At 57.0% G+C, this 15,561-nt stretch carries 13 protein-coding genes; 7 read left to right on the top strand and 6 right to left on the bottom strand.

Features of this window, described 5'->3' with window-relative positions:
- Position 1 precedes the first annotated feature (1 nt).
- Entirely contained in the window at positions 2-472 is a 471-nt protein-coding gene (gene fkpB / locus ACL2XQ_RS03495; protein ID WP_410016461.1) for an FKBP-type peptidyl-prolyl cis-trans isomerase, read from the top strand.
- Positions 453-1,403, top strand: a complete 951-nt coding sequence (ispH, locus tag ACL2XQ_RS03500) for a 4-hydroxy-3-methylbut-2-enyl diphosphate reductase (protein ID WP_410016460.1) — start codon at positions 453-455, stop codon at positions 1,401-1,403. The genes fkpB and ispH overlap by 20 nt, the downstream gene beginning before the upstream one ends.
- 205 nt (positions 1,404-1,608) lie before the next feature.
- Here the strand turns inward: ispH and ACL2XQ_RS03505 are convergent, their stop codons facing one another.
- Positions 1,609-2,499, bottom strand: coding sequence for an SMP-30/gluconolactonase/LRE family protein (locus tag ACL2XQ_RS03505; RefSeq protein WP_410016459.1), 891 nt, complete (start codon positions 2,497-2,499; stop codon positions 1,609-1,611).
- A gap of 264 nt (positions 2,500-2,763) precedes the next feature.
- On the opposite strand from ACL2XQ_RS03505, the gene dapB reads away from it, so the two are divergent.
- The 3 genes from dapB to carB all read left to right on the top strand — a co-directional run bounded on the left by dapB (position 2,764) and on the right by carB (position 8,439).
- The gene (gene dapB / locus ACL2XQ_RS03510; RefSeq protein WP_413727163.1) at positions 2,764-3,585 is read left to right on the top strand and encodes a 4-hydroxy-tetrahydrodipicolinate reductase; all 822 of its coding nucleotides are present in this window, start codon (positions 2,764-2,766) and stop codon (positions 3,583-3,585) included.
- A 466-nt stretch (positions 3,586-4,051) separates the two neighbouring features.
- Positions 4,052-5,200 (top strand): glutamine-hydrolyzing carbamoyl-phosphate synthase small subunit, encoded by a 1,149-nt coding sequence (carA, locus tag ACL2XQ_RS03515; RefSeq protein ID WP_410016457.1) that lies wholly within the window; start codon positions 4,052-4,054, stop codon positions 5,198-5,200.
- 14 nt (positions 5,201-5,214) lie between these two features.
- Entirely contained in the window at positions 5,215-8,439 is a 3,225-nt protein-coding gene (carB, locus tag ACL2XQ_RS03520; RefSeq protein ID WP_410016456.1) for a carbamoyl-phosphate synthase large subunit, read from the top strand.
- Positions 8,440-8,534: 95 nt separating this feature from the next.
- Here carB and ACL2XQ_RS03525 read toward each other — a convergent pair whose 3' ends face one another.
- The 5 genes from ACL2XQ_RS03525 to speFL form a co-directional block, all read right to left on the bottom strand.
- Positions 8,535-9,149, bottom strand: a complete 615-nt coding sequence (locus ACL2XQ_RS03525) for a LysE family translocator (protein WP_410016455.1) — start codon at positions 9,147-9,149, stop codon at positions 8,535-8,537.
- 165 nt (positions 9,150-9,314) lie between these two features.
- Positions 9,315-9,518, bottom strand: a complete 204-nt coding sequence (locus ACL2XQ_RS03530) for a type II toxin-antitoxin system Phd/YefM family antitoxin (protein WP_410016454.1) — start codon at positions 9,516-9,518, stop codon at positions 9,315-9,317.
- Positions 9,519-9,569: 51 nt separating this feature from the next.
- Positions 9,570-10,889 carry a putrescine-ornithine antiporter gene (potE, locus tag ACL2XQ_RS03535; RefSeq protein WP_410016453.1) on the bottom strand — a complete coding sequence of 440 codons (1,320 nt, stop codon included), beginning with the start codon at positions 10,887-10,889 and terminating at the stop codon, positions 9,570-9,572.
- Between the two features lie 18 nt (positions 10,890-10,907).
- Positions 10,908-13,070 (bottom strand): ornithine decarboxylase SpeF, encoded by a 2,163-nt coding sequence (gene speF, locus ACL2XQ_RS03540; protein WP_410016452.1) that lies wholly within the window; start codon positions 13,068-13,070, stop codon positions 10,908-10,910.
- Between the two features lie 313 nt (positions 13,071-13,383).
- On the bottom strand, positions 13,384-13,488 hold the full coding sequence (gene speFL / locus ACL2XQ_RS03545) for a leader peptide SpeFL (protein WP_331123029.1): 105 nt from the start codon (positions 13,486-13,488) through the stop codon (positions 13,384-13,386).
- A 781-nt stretch (positions 13,489-14,269) separates the two neighbouring features.
- On the opposite strand from speFL, the gene ACL2XQ_RS03550 reads away from it, so the two are divergent.
- Both ACL2XQ_RS03550 and ACL2XQ_RS03555 read left to right on the top strand, forming a co-directional pair.
- Positions 14,270-15,058: a threonine/serine exporter ThrE family protein gene (locus ACL2XQ_RS03550; RefSeq protein WP_410016451.1), complete on the top strand. Its 789-nt coding sequence runs from the start codon at positions 14,270-14,272 to the stop codon at positions 15,056-15,058.
- Complete coding sequence (locus ACL2XQ_RS03555; RefSeq protein ID WP_410016450.1) at positions 15,055-15,519, top strand: threonine/serine exporter; 465 nt, start codon at positions 15,055-15,057, stop codon at positions 15,517-15,519. Before ACL2XQ_RS03550 ends, ACL2XQ_RS03555 begins: the two co-directional genes overlap by 4 nt.
- Positions 15,520-15,561: the final 42 nt, after the last annotated feature.

A 15,561-nucleotide genomic window follows, 5' to 3' on the forward strand; every position in this document is an offset into this window, starting at 1 on the left:
CATGTCCGAACAGGTGCAGTCCGACAGCGCGGTGCTGGTGCATTTCGACCTTAAACTCGAGGATGGCACCATTGCCGAATCCACCCGGCGCGAAAATAAACCGGCGCTGTTCCGTCTTGGCGATGATAGCCTTTCACCGGCCCTTGAACAGTCGTTGCTCGGGCTGCGCGTGGGGGATAAAAAATCGTTTTCCCTGGCGCCGGAGTCGGCGTTCGGGCCGGTTAATCCGGATTTGATCCAGTTTTTTTCCCGCCGGGATTTTATCGAAACCGGCGTGCCCGACGTGGGCACCATTATGCTGTTTACCGCCATCAGCGGTAATGAAATGCCCGGATTGATTCGTGACGTGGCCGAGGAGTCGATCACCGTGGATTTTAACCATCCGCTGGCGGGCCGCACGGTCTATTTCGATATCGACGTATTGGCAATTGATCCGCAGCAGGAGGATAAACATGCGCATCTTACTGGCTAACCCGCGGGGTTTTTGCGCCGGTGTCGACCGGGCCATCAGTATTGTCGAACGCGCGCTGGAGATTTACGGCGCGCCGATCTACGTGCGTCACGAAGTGGTGCACAACCGCTATGTGGTGGAGTCGCTGCGCGCCAGCGGCGCCATTTTTATCGAGCAAATTGACGAAGTGCCCGACGGCTCTATCCTGATTTTCTCGGCCCACGGCGTATCGCAGGCGGTGCGCGCCGAGGCGAAAAACCGCGATTTGACGGTATTCGACGCGACCTGCCCGCTGGTGACCAAGGTGCATATGGAAGTGGCGCGCGCCAGCCGTAAAGGAACGGAAGCCATTTTGATTGGTCACGCCGGGCATCCGGAGGTCGAAGGCACCATGGGGCAATACAATAACCCCAACGGCGGCATGTACCTGGTGGAGTCGCCCAAGGATGTCTGGAAACTGCGGGTGAAGGACGATGCCAACCTGTGCTTTATGACCCAGACCACGCTGTCGGTGGACGATACCTCGGATGTTATCGACGCGCTGCGCGAACGGTTTCCGTTGATTATCGGACCGCGTAAAGACGATATCTGTTATGCCACCACCAACCGCCAGGAAGCGGTGCGCGAGCTGGCCGCCGATGCTGACGTGGTGCTGGTGGTCGGCTCGAAAAACTCGTCTAACTCCAACCGGCTGGCCGAGCTGGCCCAGCGGGTGGGCAAACCGGCCTATCTTATCGATACCGCGGCGGATATCCAGGAAAGCTGGCTGCAGGGTATCGATACCATCGGGGTAACCGCCGGCGCTTCCGCGCCGGATATTCTGGTGCGGGAGGTGATTGCGCGTCTGCAGGGGCTCGGTGGCGAGGGGGCGGAGGAACTGATCGGGCGCGAGGAGAATATTGTGTTCGAGGTGCCGAAGGAGCTGCGGGTGAATGTGAGGGTGGTGGAGTAAGACCGGCTTTTGCTTGCGCCGCATGCCCTGTAAATGACATTTCCAGTCGCCCGCGGCGGTTTGATGCGGCGACGCGGTAAACCTGTTCTTATCGTGCCCCGGTACGTGCAAGAGAGGGGCTTCAAATCCCTTTTGGCGATCGATCAATTTGGCGGCAGTCAAATTGATCGTATTCAATGGGATGTGCCGGTTTTTTATCCCTGTTCTACAGTCTGAACCGGTATTCCGGGGCGCCGACGGCGCTGGTATAAACATGCAGCAACGCGCCGTCGAGCGCGCCGGGAGGATCGAGATTTTTGCCGGCGCTGGTGATAAATAATTCATTACGCCCGGGGCCGCCGAAAGCACAGCAGCTCGGTTGGCGTACCGGTAACGGCAGATCCTCGATTAGCGTCAGTTCGCCATCGCCGATGGCGTAGCGGCTCAGGCAGCCATGGCCGAAGCGCGCGTTGATCAGTTCTCCGGCCGCGGTCAGCGCCGAACCGTCGGGGGTCTTGTCTCCGGCATCGAATACCCGCAGGCGGGCGGTATTGATGGCGGCGGCGTCGCTGGCGTAAAACCGCTTTTCGGCGCTGTCGGCAAACCACACCCGGTCGCCATGCCACGCCAGGGTATTGGGGATGGTGACATGGCCCATCATGCTCCGCGGCCGCGCTTCGCCGGCGGCAAAGCGGTACCAGCCGCCGATAGGACGCTCTTCCGCCAGGTCCATGGTGCTAAACCATAATGAGCCGTCGGGGGCGATGGCCGCCTCGTTTGGCCGGGTGCCGGCGGCGTCGGCCGGGTAGGGGCACAGGAGCTCAAGGCGTGGGGTATCCCGGCCGGCGCTGCTCTTTTCATAGTGATAAAGCAGTATGCCCTGCTGCGCCACGATCAGGAACTGCTCTTCCCGCTCGGTCGGCAGCGCCGCGCTGAACAGACAATCCAACCGGCGCTGTTCGACGTATCCCCGGGAGGGCCAATAGCGCAACAGGCGCTGTTGCAAAATATCTACCCACAGCAGCGATTGGCTACGGCTGCACCAGACCGGCGTTTCGCCCAGGGCGGCGCGATAATCCCCAATGGCCTGGATTGTTGAGGTAAAAAAAGGACTCATCCTGTCTCTCCGTGGCGAGTGTTCGGCTGTAGATATCCAGTATAGCCGCTTCGCGCCGGATCATCCGCGCCCGGCACCGGCCCGGAGATGAATAAACATTCATTTCTCCCGCGCTGCGGCCGCACCCGGCCCGGTCCATTGCCGTGACTGATGAAAGCCGGCTTCTGACATATAATGCTAATTCCAGGGGAAATCCGCTGGCGGCAATCCGGGACGGCGGTTACCCTAAACTGATTTTATCATGCCAACCAACAGAGAGTGTCTATGAGCGTAACACCAGTTCGCATCGCCATCGCCGGTGCGGGCGGCCGTATGGGCCGCCAACTGATCCAGGCGGTACTGCAATCGGAACAGGCGTGCCTGGGGGCGGCGCTCGAGCGCGCCGGCTCAAGCCTGATTGGCGCGGACGCGGGGGAGTTGGCCGGGCAAGGCGCGTTGGGGATAAGGGTCGGCGACAGCCTGGAAGCCATTAAAGATGACTTTGATATCTTTATCGATTTTACCCGGCCGGAAGGCACCCTGACGCATATGGAATTTTGTCGGCTGCATGGCAAAGGCATGATTATCGGCACTACCGGTTTTGACGAGGGGCAGAAGGCGCGAATCGGGCAAGCCGCCGGGCAGATCGGCATTGTCTTTGCCGCTAATTTCAGCGTGGGGGTCAACGTTATGCTGAAATTACTGGATAAGGCCGCCAGGGTTATGGGCGACTATTGCGACATCGAGATCATCGAGGCGCACCACCGTCACAAGGTGGACGCGCCTTCTGGCACCGCGCTTGCCATGGGGGAAACCATCGCCGGGGCGCTGGGCCGCAACCTCAAGGACTGCGCCGTATACAGTCGCGAGGGCCATACCGGCGAGCGTGTGCCCCATTCCATCGGCTTCGCCGCCATACGCGCCGGGGACATTGTCGGCGAACATACCGCGATGTTTGCCGATAACGGCGAACGTATTGAGATTACCCATAAGGCTTCCAGCCGTATGACCTTTGCCAATGGCGCGGTCAGGGCGGCAATATGGCTGAAAGCGCAGAAAGCGGGCCTTTATACCATGGCGGATGTGCTGGATCTGGCAAGTTTATAACTCTATTTTTTACTGCCACCTGAAGTCTGCCATTTTATCACTCTGATTAAATAGAGATAATTTTATTTTATTGGAATTATCTCTAAAAAAATCGTTTTCAATGGAAATGGAAGGCCAAATGGCTTTAAGTTTGGCTTTCAGCGGTTATTTTTCTTGGTGATTGCCATTCTGGGCTGATTATTGCGCTTTCGCGCCTGCGCCGGTTCCTTTTAACAAATTTCTGGCCACGCAACCGGTTACTCATGCCCTAAATGAGTGCTTTTTAGCGGTTTCAAGGTGTGTAACCGGCTTAATTGCCATTATTTAGTAAAAAACATCAGCCCGGGGTGGACAAATGACCAGCTCATCATTAAAATGCGCCCAATTTGCCGAAAATCTACCTTGAAGGTGTTTTTTGCATTGATTAAGATCGTTAAATCTGAATTAATATGCAAATACAATGACTGAATATTCCTTGGAGGGTGTTTTGATAAAGTCAGCGCTGTTGGTTCTGGAAGACGGAACCCAATTCCACGGTCGGGCCATTGGGGCAGCGGGAACGGCAGTGGGGGAAGTGGTCTTCAATACATCGATGACCGGCTATCAAGAAATCCTCACCGATCCTTCCTATTCCCGCCAAATCGTTACTCTCACTTATCCCCATATCGGCAATGTCGGCACCAACGAAGCAGATGAAGAATCGTCCCGCATCCAGGCCCAAGGGTTGGTCATACGCGATTTGCCGCTTATCGCCAGTAATTTTCGCAGTACCGGTTCCCTGTCGGACTACCTCAAGCAAAATAATATCGTCGGTATCGCCGATATCGATACCCGCAAACTTACCCGCCTATTGCGCGAAAAAGGCGCCCAGAACGGCTGCATTATCGCCGGCGACGCGCCTGACGCGGCGCTGGCCTTGCAAAAAGCGCGCGAATTCCCGGGACTGAAGGGCATGGATCTGGCCAGGGAAGTCAGCACCGCCGAGCAATACAGCTGGACCCAGGGCAGTTGGGCGTTGCATGCCGGCCTGCCTGCGCCGGCCGCGCCGGACGCGCTGCCCTACCATGTGGTGGCGTACGATTTCGGCATCAAACGCAATATCATGCGTATGCTGGTGGATCGCGGCTGCCGCCTGACGGTGGTGCCGGCGCAGACGCCGGCCGACGTCGTCCTGGCGATGGATCCCGACGGCATCTTCCTCGCCAACGGCCCGGGCGATCCCGAACCCTGCGATTACGCCATCGCCGCCATCAAAACCTTTCTCGAGACCGAGACGCCGATCTTCGGCATCTGTCTCGGCCACCAACTGCTGGCCCTGGCCAGCGGCGCCAAGACCGTCAAAATGAAGTTCGGCCACCACGGCGGCAACCACCCGGTAAAGGATATTGACGCCAACCGGGTCATGATTACCGCCCAGAACCACGGTTTTGCGGTGGATGAAACCACGCTGCCGGCGAATCTGCGCGTCACGCATACCTCGCTGTTCGACGGTTCGTTGCAGGGATTGCACCGCACGGATAAGCCGGCGTTCTGTTTCCAGGGGCATCCGGAAGCCAGCCCCGGCCCGCATGACGCCGCGCCGCTGTTCGACCATTTTATCGAGTTGATCAAGACTTACCGTTCCCAGGCAAAATAATCAGGAGCAAGACCATGCCAAAACGTACAGATATATCCAGTATCCTGATTCTGGGCGCCGGCCCGATTGTCATCGGCCAGGCGTGCGAGTTCGATTACTCCGGCGCGCAGGCGTGCAAGGCCCTGCGTGAGGAAGGCTACCGCGTGGTGCTGGTGAACTCCAACCCGGCCACCATCATGACCGATCCCGATATGGCGGATGCCACTTATATCGAGCCTATCCATTGGGAAGTGGTGCGTAAAATCATCGAAAAAGAACGCCCCGACGCCATCCTGCCGACCATGGGCGGGCAAACCGCGCTGAACTGCGCGCTGGACCTGGAGCGCGAAGGCGTTCTGGCGGAGTTTGGCGTCACCATGATTGGCGCCACCGCCGATGCCATCGACAAAGCGGAAGACCGGCAGCGTTTTGATAAGGCGATGAAAAAAATCGGTCTTGAGACCGCGCGCTCCGGTTTTGCCCACAATATGGAAGAGGCGCTGGCGGTGGCGGCGGACGTAGGTTTCCCCTGCATTATCCGTCCGTCGTTTACCATGGGCGGGTCGGGCGGCGGCATTGCCTACAACCGCGAGGAGTTCGAGGAAATCTGCGAACGCGGCCTCGATCTGTCACCCACCACCGAGCTGCTGATCGATGAGTCGCTGATTGGCTGGAAAGAGTACGAGATGGAGGTGGTGCGCGATAAAAACGATAACTGCATTATCGTGTGCTCGATTGAAAATATTGACGCCATGGGCATCCATACCGGCGATTCCATTACCGTGGCGCCGGCGCAAACCCTGACCGATAAAGAATACCAAATCATGCGTAACGCCTCGATGGCGGTATTGCGTGAAATCGGCGTGGAAACCGGCGGCTCGAACGTGCAGTTTTCGGTAAACCCTAAAAACGGCCGGCTGATTATCATCGAAATGAACCCGCGGGTTTCCCGCTCCTCGGCCCTGGCCTCCAAGGCCACCGGTTTCCCGATTGCCAAGGTGGCCGCCAAGCTGGCGGTGGGGTATACCCTCGATGAACTGATGAACGATATCACCGGCGGACGCACGCCCGCCTCGTTCGAGCCGTCCATTGACTACGTCGTCACGAAAATTCCGCGCTTTAACTTCGAGAAGTTCGCCGGCGCCAATGACCGCCTGACCACGCAGATGAAGTCGGTGGGCGAGGTGATGGCCATCGGCCGCACGCAACAGGAATCGCTGCAAAAAGCCCTGCGCGGTCTGGAGGTGGGCGTCACCGGTTTTGACCCCAAGGTCAGCCTGGACGACCCGGAAGCGCTGACCAAGATCCGCCGCGAACTCAAAGACGCCGGCTGCGATCGCATCTGGTATATCGCCGATGCTTTCCGCGCCGGGCTGTCGGTGGACGGCGTCTTTAACCTGACCAATATCGACCGCTGGTTCCTGGTGCAGATAGAAGAGCTGGTCACGCTTGAAAACGTGGTGGCGGAGAAGGGCGTCGGCGCGCTGGACGCCGAATTCCTGCGCCAGCTGAAGCGCAAGGGCTTTGCCGATGCCCGCCTGGCGACGCTTGCCGGCGTGTCGGAGGGGGAGATTCGCAAACTGCGCGAAGAGTACAACCTGCATCCGGTCTATAAACGGGTCGATACCTGCGCCGCGGAATTCGCCACCGATACCGCCTACATGTACTCCACCTATGACGAAGAGTGCGAATCCAATCCCAGCCGCGACCGGGAAAAAATCATGGTGCTGGGCGGCGGGCCAAACCGTATCGGCCAGGGCATCGAGTTCGACTACTGCTGCGTCCACGCCTCGCTGGCGCTGCGCGAGGACGGTTACGAGACCATTATGGTCAACTGTAACCCGGAGACGGTCTCCACCGATTACGACACGTCCGATCGCCTTTATTTTGAACCCGTTACGCTTGAAGATGTGCTGGAAATCGTGCGCATCGAGCAGCCGAAAGGGGTGATTGTCCAGTACGGCGGCCAGACCCCGCTGAAACTGGCCCGGGAGCTTGAAGCGGCGGGCGTGCCGATTATCGGCACCAGCCCCGATTCCATTGACCGCGCCGAAGATCGCGAGCGCTTCCAGCAGGCGGTGGAACGCCTGGGACTCAAGCAGCCGGCCAACGCCACGGTGACCACCATCGACCAGGCGGTGGAGAAGGCGGCGACCATCGGTTATCCGCTGGTGGTGCGTCCTTCCTATGTACTGGGCGGCAGGGCGATGGAAATCGTCAACGACGATGTCGATTTGCTGCGCTACTTCCAGACCGCCGTCAGCGTCTCCAATGACGCGCCGGTGCTGCTGGACCGTTTCCTTGACGACGCGGTGGAAGTGGACGTGGACGCCATCTGCGACGGCCAGCAGGTGCTGATTGGCGGCATTATGGAACATATCGAGCAGGCAGGCGTGCACTCCGGCGATTCAGCCTGTTCGCTGCCGGCCTATACCCTTAGCCAGGAAATACAGGACGTGATGCGCCGGCAGGTCGAGCAACTGGCGTTTGAACTGCGGGTGCGCGGGCTGATGAACGTGCAGTTCGCGGTTAAGGCCAATGAAGTCTATCTGATCGAGGTCAATCCGCGCGCCGCGCGTACGGTGCCGTTTGTTTCCAAAGCCACCGGCGTGCCGCTGGCGAAGGTTGCCGCCCGGGTGATGGTGGGGCAATCGCTGGCCGACCAGGGCATTACCAAAGAGGTTATCCCGCCGTATTACTCGGTCAAGGAAGTGGTGCTGCCGTTTAATAAATTCCCCGGCGTCGACCCCATCCTGGGGCCGGAAATGCGCTCCACCGGCGAGGTGATGGGCGTGGGCCGCACCTTTGCCGAAGCCTTCGCCAAAGCCATGCTCGGCAGCCAGTCCCGCATGAAAAAATCCGGCCGGGCGCTGCTGTCGGTGCGCGCCGGCGACAAGGGCCGGGTAGTGGATTTGGCGGCGAAACTGCTCAAGCACGGCTTTGAACTGGATGCCACGCACGGCACCGCGGTGATATTGGGCGAAGCGGGAATCAATCCCCGGCTGGTGAATAAAGTGCATGAAGGGCGGCCGCATATCCAGGACCGCATTAAAAACGGCGAATATACCTATATCGTCAATACCACCGCCGGACGCCAGGCAATCGCGGACTCGAAGCTTATCCGCCGCAGCGCGCTGCAGTATAAAGTGCACTACGACACCACCATGAACGGCGGCTTCGCCACCGCCATGGCGCTAAACTCGGACCCCACCGAACGCGTGATTTCAGTTCAGGAAATGCATGCGATGCTGAAGGGATAGCGGCATAGCGCCATATCCTGGCCAGGCGCGTGGCCGGGATACGGCGGCAAAATACGCTTATCCGTGCGGGACGCTCCAGGAGCGTCCCGATTTTTTTATCCCAGGGCGACCTTGATTCCCAGGGCAATCAGCACCCCGCCCAGCAGCTTGTCCACCAATTTTTGCGTTTTGGCGAGGGCGCGGCGCACGGGACCGCTTTGGATTAATAGCACCAGCAGCGGCCACCAGACCAGCGCCAGCAACAGGATAATACCCGCGTACCAGAGTTTTTCGGCAACGTCCGATTGCACCTGCAGCACTTGGGTAAACACCGCCAGGAAAAACAGTGTGGCCTTCGGATTGAGTAAGTTATTCAAATAGCCCTGGATAAAAGCGGTTTTCAGGCTTACCGGCTGATGCGGGGCATCGTTGAGGCTTATTCTGCCGGCGCCGCGGGATAGCAGCGCCTGGATGCCGATCCAGATCAAATATCCGGCGCCGGCGTATTTCAGCAGGTTAAACAGCCAGGGTGTGGTGGTAATCAGCACTGCCAGTCCGGCGACGCAATACGACATATGGGTGGCGACGCCGCAGATCACACCAAGGGATGTCATCATGGCGGCCCGTTTGCGATAGCGGGCGGCATTCCTGATCACCAGGAAAAAGTCGGGGCCGGGAGAAAGCATGCCAAGGGTGGCGATGGAGGCGACAAACAGTGAGGTTTCTAACATGACGGACTCGGCAATCAACCAGTAAGCGCTACAGGATAACGCTGGCGCAGGGGAAGCGCACCCTCGATTTGGTTCAGCACTTATGTACCGTATCGCGGCAGCGCAGGAACGCGGCGGGACGGGCGCGATCCCGTTGCCGGGAGAACGCCGCGCCGCCGCCGGCGTTTACAGCAGATCCTCCATCCTGAAGCTAAAACCTCCCGTCCGGGACGGTGGTTCCGTCGTTTGCCCGCGTGTTGCCCCATTTTCGCCTTTAAGGATCACATCCGCCCGGCCGCGCCGGGTAACGCACAGGACTTGCCCTTGTTCCAGGGACTCAAGCGCTTGCGCCAGGTTGTTGCGCAGCGCGGTGTAACTGATGGTTTGCATATCAGCATCCAATATAATGATGAATTATCCCTTAGGTTGGCCTTGCTTTGTTCAGTTAAGCTTAACATCGGGCATTTCAAAGCGCGGCGAAATGATGCCGTATAATGTCCAGCCGAGGAACGTGACGATCGCACCCCACATCATCGCCTCTTGCCCGGAGCTGTAGAGCGCATAAAAGCTGTATAGCGCGCCGAGAAAGGCGATGCCGTTGGTGACTCGCGCCCTGGCCGGCGGCAGGCCCGCGGATTTCTGGATCACCACGGTGGCCGCCATCGACAGGATATAAGGAATAATGTTGGTGACCACCGCCAGGTTCACCAGCACGTTGAACTGTTTGTTCAGCGACGGGCTGATGGTCATCAGCGACAGACCGGTCTGGATGGCGACGATGATAAGCATGCCTTTCACCGGCGCGTCCGCCTTATTCGTGTGGGAAAACACCTTGGGAAAATAGCCGGCGTCGGCGGAGGATTTGAAGACCTGGGCGATGGTAAACTGCCAGCCCAGCAGGGAACCGACGCATGACATGATCATCAGCGCCATGATGATTTTGCCGACGAAAGGCGTAAACATATAGGAAAACGCCAGCCCGAACGGCGCGGTGGAATTCGCCAGCGCCAGGTTGGGCACGATGCCGGCGATAACATTGGTGGAGACCACATAGATAACCGCTGCCCCGAGCGTGCCGCCCAATACGGCGATCGGCACGTTGCGTTCCGGGTTTTCCACCACGTCCATATTGGCGCAGGCGGATTCCAGCCCCAGGAACGCCCAAAGCGTCATGGCGATGGAGGAGCCTATGGCCTCGAAAGTGGGGATGGCATGGGGATTCCAGGCGGCCATGTAGGCGGCGCCGCTAAACCAAAACCACCCGATCAGGGAAATGCCAACAACTGGAATAATGACGCCCCATATAGTGATACTGCTGATGTTCCCGGTAATGCGCGCGCCGCCAAAATTGGCCATGGTGGCCAGCCACAGCACCACGATGGTGGCCAGGCAGATGCCAAGCGGCGTGAGGGTTTGTCCCACCAGTTCCGTACCGTAGCCAACGGCTGAAATGGCAATGGCGACATTGGCGATCAGCAGGGAAACGCCATAGGTGTAATTGGCCATGAAGTTACCGGATTTGCCGAAGGCATATTCCGCATAGCCGCCCATCCCGCCGGGCTTGCGGCTGAACATGCCGCATTTGGCGAACGCGTAGGCCAACGCCATCGACCCCAGGGCGGTAACCAGCCAGGAGACAATGGACAGGGTCCCGACCTCCGCCAGTTTGGTGGGCAGCATGATAATGCCGGAACCCATCATATTCACGGCGGTCAGGACGGTGAGCTGCACCACGCCCATTTTATTTTTCGTTTTATTCATGATCATGGTCCTTTTTGTTTATTGTTTAACGACATAACCATAGGCGTGCTGTATTCCATCCCGATCGCGCTCAAGATAAACCCCCTGCAGCTCCGGCGAGAAGCCGGGCAGCAAATTGATGCCTTCCTCCAGCGCCAGGAAATACCGTTGCACGGCGCCGCCCCACACTTCGCCGGGCACCATGCAAAGCACTCCCGGCGGGTAGGGCAGCGCGCCCTCGGCGGCGATGCGGCCTTCCGCCTTGCTCAGCGGCACCAGTTCAACATGACCGCGCACGAACTCGCCGTTGGCATCCTGCGGATTCATCGCCACCCGCGGGAAGTTCCCCTGGCGGAACATGTCCTTTTGCAGTTGTTTAACGTCGTAACTGACATATAAGTCATGCATTTCCTGGCACAGGCGTCGCAGGGTATAACCCTGGTAGCGTTGTCCATGGCTGGCGACAATGGCGGGCAGGACGTCGGATAAGGGCGCATCTTGCAGTATAAAACGTTCAAAACGGGCGATCTGGGCGACCAGGTGCTGCATTTTAGCCATATCTTCCGCCGGCGTAAGCAGGAACAGAATGGAGTTCAGATCGCATTTCTCGGGCACGATGCCGTTTTCACGCAGAAAGTTGGCCAGGATGGTCGCGGGGATGCCGAAATCGGCGTACTCGCCGCTGGCGGTGTCAATACCGGGGGTGGTCAGCAGCAATTTGCAGGGATCGACAAAATACTGGTTTGGCGCATATCCGTCGAACCCATGCCATTTTTCACCGGGCACGAAATTAAAGAAACGCAGGTCCTGCGCCATTTCGCCGGTGTCAAAATCCTGCCAGGGACGCCCTTCCACGCTTACCGGTACAAAGGGCCTGATCATCGAGCAGGTATTCAGCAGGATCTTTCGGGTCTCGATGCCCAGGGCGACACAATCCGCCCACAAGCGTCGGCCGCTTTCGCCGGCATGCATCCTGGCATTGACATCCAGCGCCGCGAACAACGGATAAAAAGGACTGGTGGAGGCATGCAGCATAAAGGCATTGTTAAAGCGCTTATGATTGCAATAACGCGCCTGCCCCTTGATATGCCGGTCCTTTTTATGAATTTGCGAGGTTTGGGAAAATCCGGCCTGCTGCTTATGCACCGACTGGGTCACGATAATGCCCGGATCGTTTTCGTTTAGCTCCAGCAGCAGCGGGGAACAATCCTTCATCATGGGAATAAACTGTTCATAGCCGACCCAGGCCGAATCAAACAGGATGTAATCGCAGAGATGGCCGATCTTATCCACCACCTGGCGCGCGTTATATATCGTGCCGTCATAGGTCCCCAACTGGATAACCGCCAGACGGAACGGCCGGGTTTCGCCGGCGCGTGCGGGGGCCACGCGGCGAATTTGCGCGCGCAGATAATCCTCCTCGAAACAGTGGGCATCGATGCCGCCGATAAAACCGAACGGATTACGGGCGGTCTCCAGGTAAACGGGCGTCGCGCCCGCCTGGATCAAGGCGCCGTGATGAACGGATTTATGATTATTGCGATCGAACAGTACCAGGTCGCCCCGCGCCAGCAGGGCATTGGTCACCACTTTATTCGATGCCGAGGTGCCGTTAAGGACAAAATACGTTTTATCGGCGTTAAAGACTTTGGCCGCATGCTGTTGCGCCGCGCAGGGCGCGCCTTCATGAATTAACAAATCGCCCAGCTTAACGTCGGCATTACACATATCCGCACGGAACAGCGTTTCGCCGAAAAAATCAAAAAACTGGCGTCCCACCGGATGCTTACGGAAAAACTGCCCGCCCTGATGACCCGGGCAGGCAAAGGAGGAATTACCCATTTCCACATATTTCTTTAACGTGGAAAAGAAAGGCGGCAATAATTCTTTTTCATATTTTGTCGCCGCGGACTCCACCTGTTTGCCGTAAAAATCGGCATTGCCGTCGCCCAGCTCAAATACGCCGTTAACCCTTGTCAGGTCATGATTCGCCAGCTCTTCGTGGCAGCCGATGGCGACAAAAATAGGGATGTCGAGACCGGTAAGTTTGATGGCGTCAATGGCGCCGCCATGGGTTTCTGATAAGGATAATACTACCGCCGCAATATCTGAAAAATCTGTATTAAGTATATCAACCGTCTCCCTTTCGCTGTTAAAACATGATTTTACCGCGGCATTGGCGACAATTTTCAAGGGTTTCATTCTATTATATTCTCCTGGAACAGGGACAAAGGATTGCCTTCGGTTAAATAGGAATCGACAGTCCCATAGTTATTTTTTAAGCATAATGATGCGTAATAGTACCTGCCGTACTATTAATAAAATGATGGCCAGAATCATGGCGAATCATCATCTCACAGCCGTGGCGGGCTGAAGATCTTCCGGATGCTGTTCAGTACGGTTCATGGACAATAGCAGCCCGTCAGGATGCGTTAAAACATCTGGCTGGCGGTATTATCTATGGAGAGACGGCAATGACAGTCCCGCAGAAGAGGGTGCCATGTCCAAGGGAAATTTATCTGAAAGAGAAAAAAGAGAAAGAGAAATAGTCACGGCATCGGGGCATCATTAAATGCCTCACTCTGCGTATATGCGCCATTTTCCGGTTATTGTTTTCCATTATGGTTACCTGTTAGTGGGTAAGCAACGAACTGACAGGCGCTATACTATCGGCCATGGAGCCGTTTTCTGTGATCAATCTCATGATTATGGCGGTTCTTTATGGCAGCTATTTAGGCTTTAAAAATAAAAATCCAGCGGCGGCAAGATTGTCTTTTTTAAAACGAAATAAATGGACCGCATGATAATTCATTTCATTTTGGCGGGGGGAATATCTGAAAAACGAGTGCGTAAATTTAAGCAGTTGAATATGATTAAAGACATGTACAGGTAAGGCATCAAAACAGGATTAAATCGCCTCAGCGCCCATGATATTGGATTATCGACCAGGCTACCGTCCCTTGGGCGGTCGCCAATGCTGTTTAACGCGGGATGCCCATAGAAGATCATCTGCATGATAATACGTAATTATTGCATATATCGGAAAGAGGAATATCCAGGCTTTGGCGCTGCGCAGGCGTGGATCGGCCCACGCCGGGGGGATAACGCCACACGCCCGATAGCACGAAATGCTAAACCCTAAAACGCGCCGGTAGATCAGTGTCATGTACAGCATCGGCGTTGAGGAGAAAGCCGGAGGAGTATTGTTTGCCGGGGTAGTTAATTTTATGTAGATATTAAGTTAATTTTTTAAAAGCCCCGCGGCGAATATCACCCGCCGGTATTTAGAACATTATGGCTTTCGTCATGGCATAATTATGGCTTGCCGCCGTTTTTGTTACATGTTAAGAAAAGAGCGTCCATTAAGCGTAGGGTTATCGGAGTGTGGTTGGGTATGGTGCATGTCGATGGGTAGTGAAATAACGCAAGATCAGCAGCGGGTTATCACCCGGCTGTGTATTGAATGCGCGCTCCTGCTGCTGCAGCATGGCGCGGAAAGCATGATCGTGGAGCAGTTGTCGACACGCCTTGGGCGGGCTTTGGGTGTCCAGCGGGTGGAAAGCTCTATTTCAGCCAATGCCATAGTATTGACCACCATTATCAATGATTTTTGCCTGACATCGACGCGCAAAAATAACGATCGCGGCATTAATATGCATGTGGTCACGCAGGTGCAGCATATCGTCATTATGACCGAGCATCGTTTGCTGGATGTCGCCGACGTGACCAAACGCCTGGCCAATATCAAAGCGATGCGCTACCCCCGCTGGCTGATGGTCATCATCGTCGGTCTCTCCTGCGGGTGTTTCAGCCGCCTGAATGGCGGGGGATGGGATGCCTTTGCCGTGACGCTGTTTGCCAGCGGACTGGCCATGTACGTGCGCCAGCTGTTGACCGCCCGGCAAATGAATCCGCTGATCAATTTTTGTATTACCGCGTTTGTCGCCACCTCCGCCTCGGGGCTGCTGATGCGGCTGCCGGTGTTCCAGGGCACGTCGCTGGTGGCGATGCCGGCCAGCGTCCTGCTGCTGGTGCCGGGTTTCCCGCTGATCAATGCGGTGGCGGATATGTTCAAGGGCCATGTCAATACCGGCCTGGCGCGCTGGACCATGGCCAGCCTGCTGACGTTATCGATTTGCATCGGTATTGTCCTGGCGATGGCGGTGTGGGATTTCCGGGGATGGTCATGAATCTGTTGCTGGCGTTACTGGAGGATATGCTGCTGGCGGCCGTACCGGCCCTGGGTTTCGCCATGGTGTTCAACGTGCCGGTAAAAGCGCTGCGCTATTGCGCGCTGCTCGGGGCCATCGGCCACGGAACGCGCATGTTGCTTATCCATTTCGGCATGAATATCGAATGGGCTTCCCTGCTGGCCGCGATCCTGATAGGCATCATCGGCATTCATTGGTCGCGCTGGCTGCTGGCGCACCCGAAGGTGTTTACCGTGGCGGCCGTGATCCCCATGTTTCCCGGCATCTCCGCCTACAGCGCGATGGTGGCGGCGGTGGAAATTTCCCATTTAGGCTATAGCGACGCGCTGATGTCGATCCTGGTTACGCAATTCCTCAAGGCGGGTTTTATTGTCGGCGCGCTGTCGATCGGGTTGTCGCTGCCGGGATTATGGCTATACCGAAAACGCCCGGGAGTATAGGTGTTAGGCGCTTTCTGAATTTTGTGATGGACGTCTGCCGAG

It is taken from the genome of Sodalis sp. RH14 (assembly GCF_047324285.1).
In the GTDB taxonomy this organism is placed as follows: Bacteria; Pseudomonadota; Gammaproteobacteria; order Enterobacterales; family Enterobacteriaceae; genus Acerihabitans.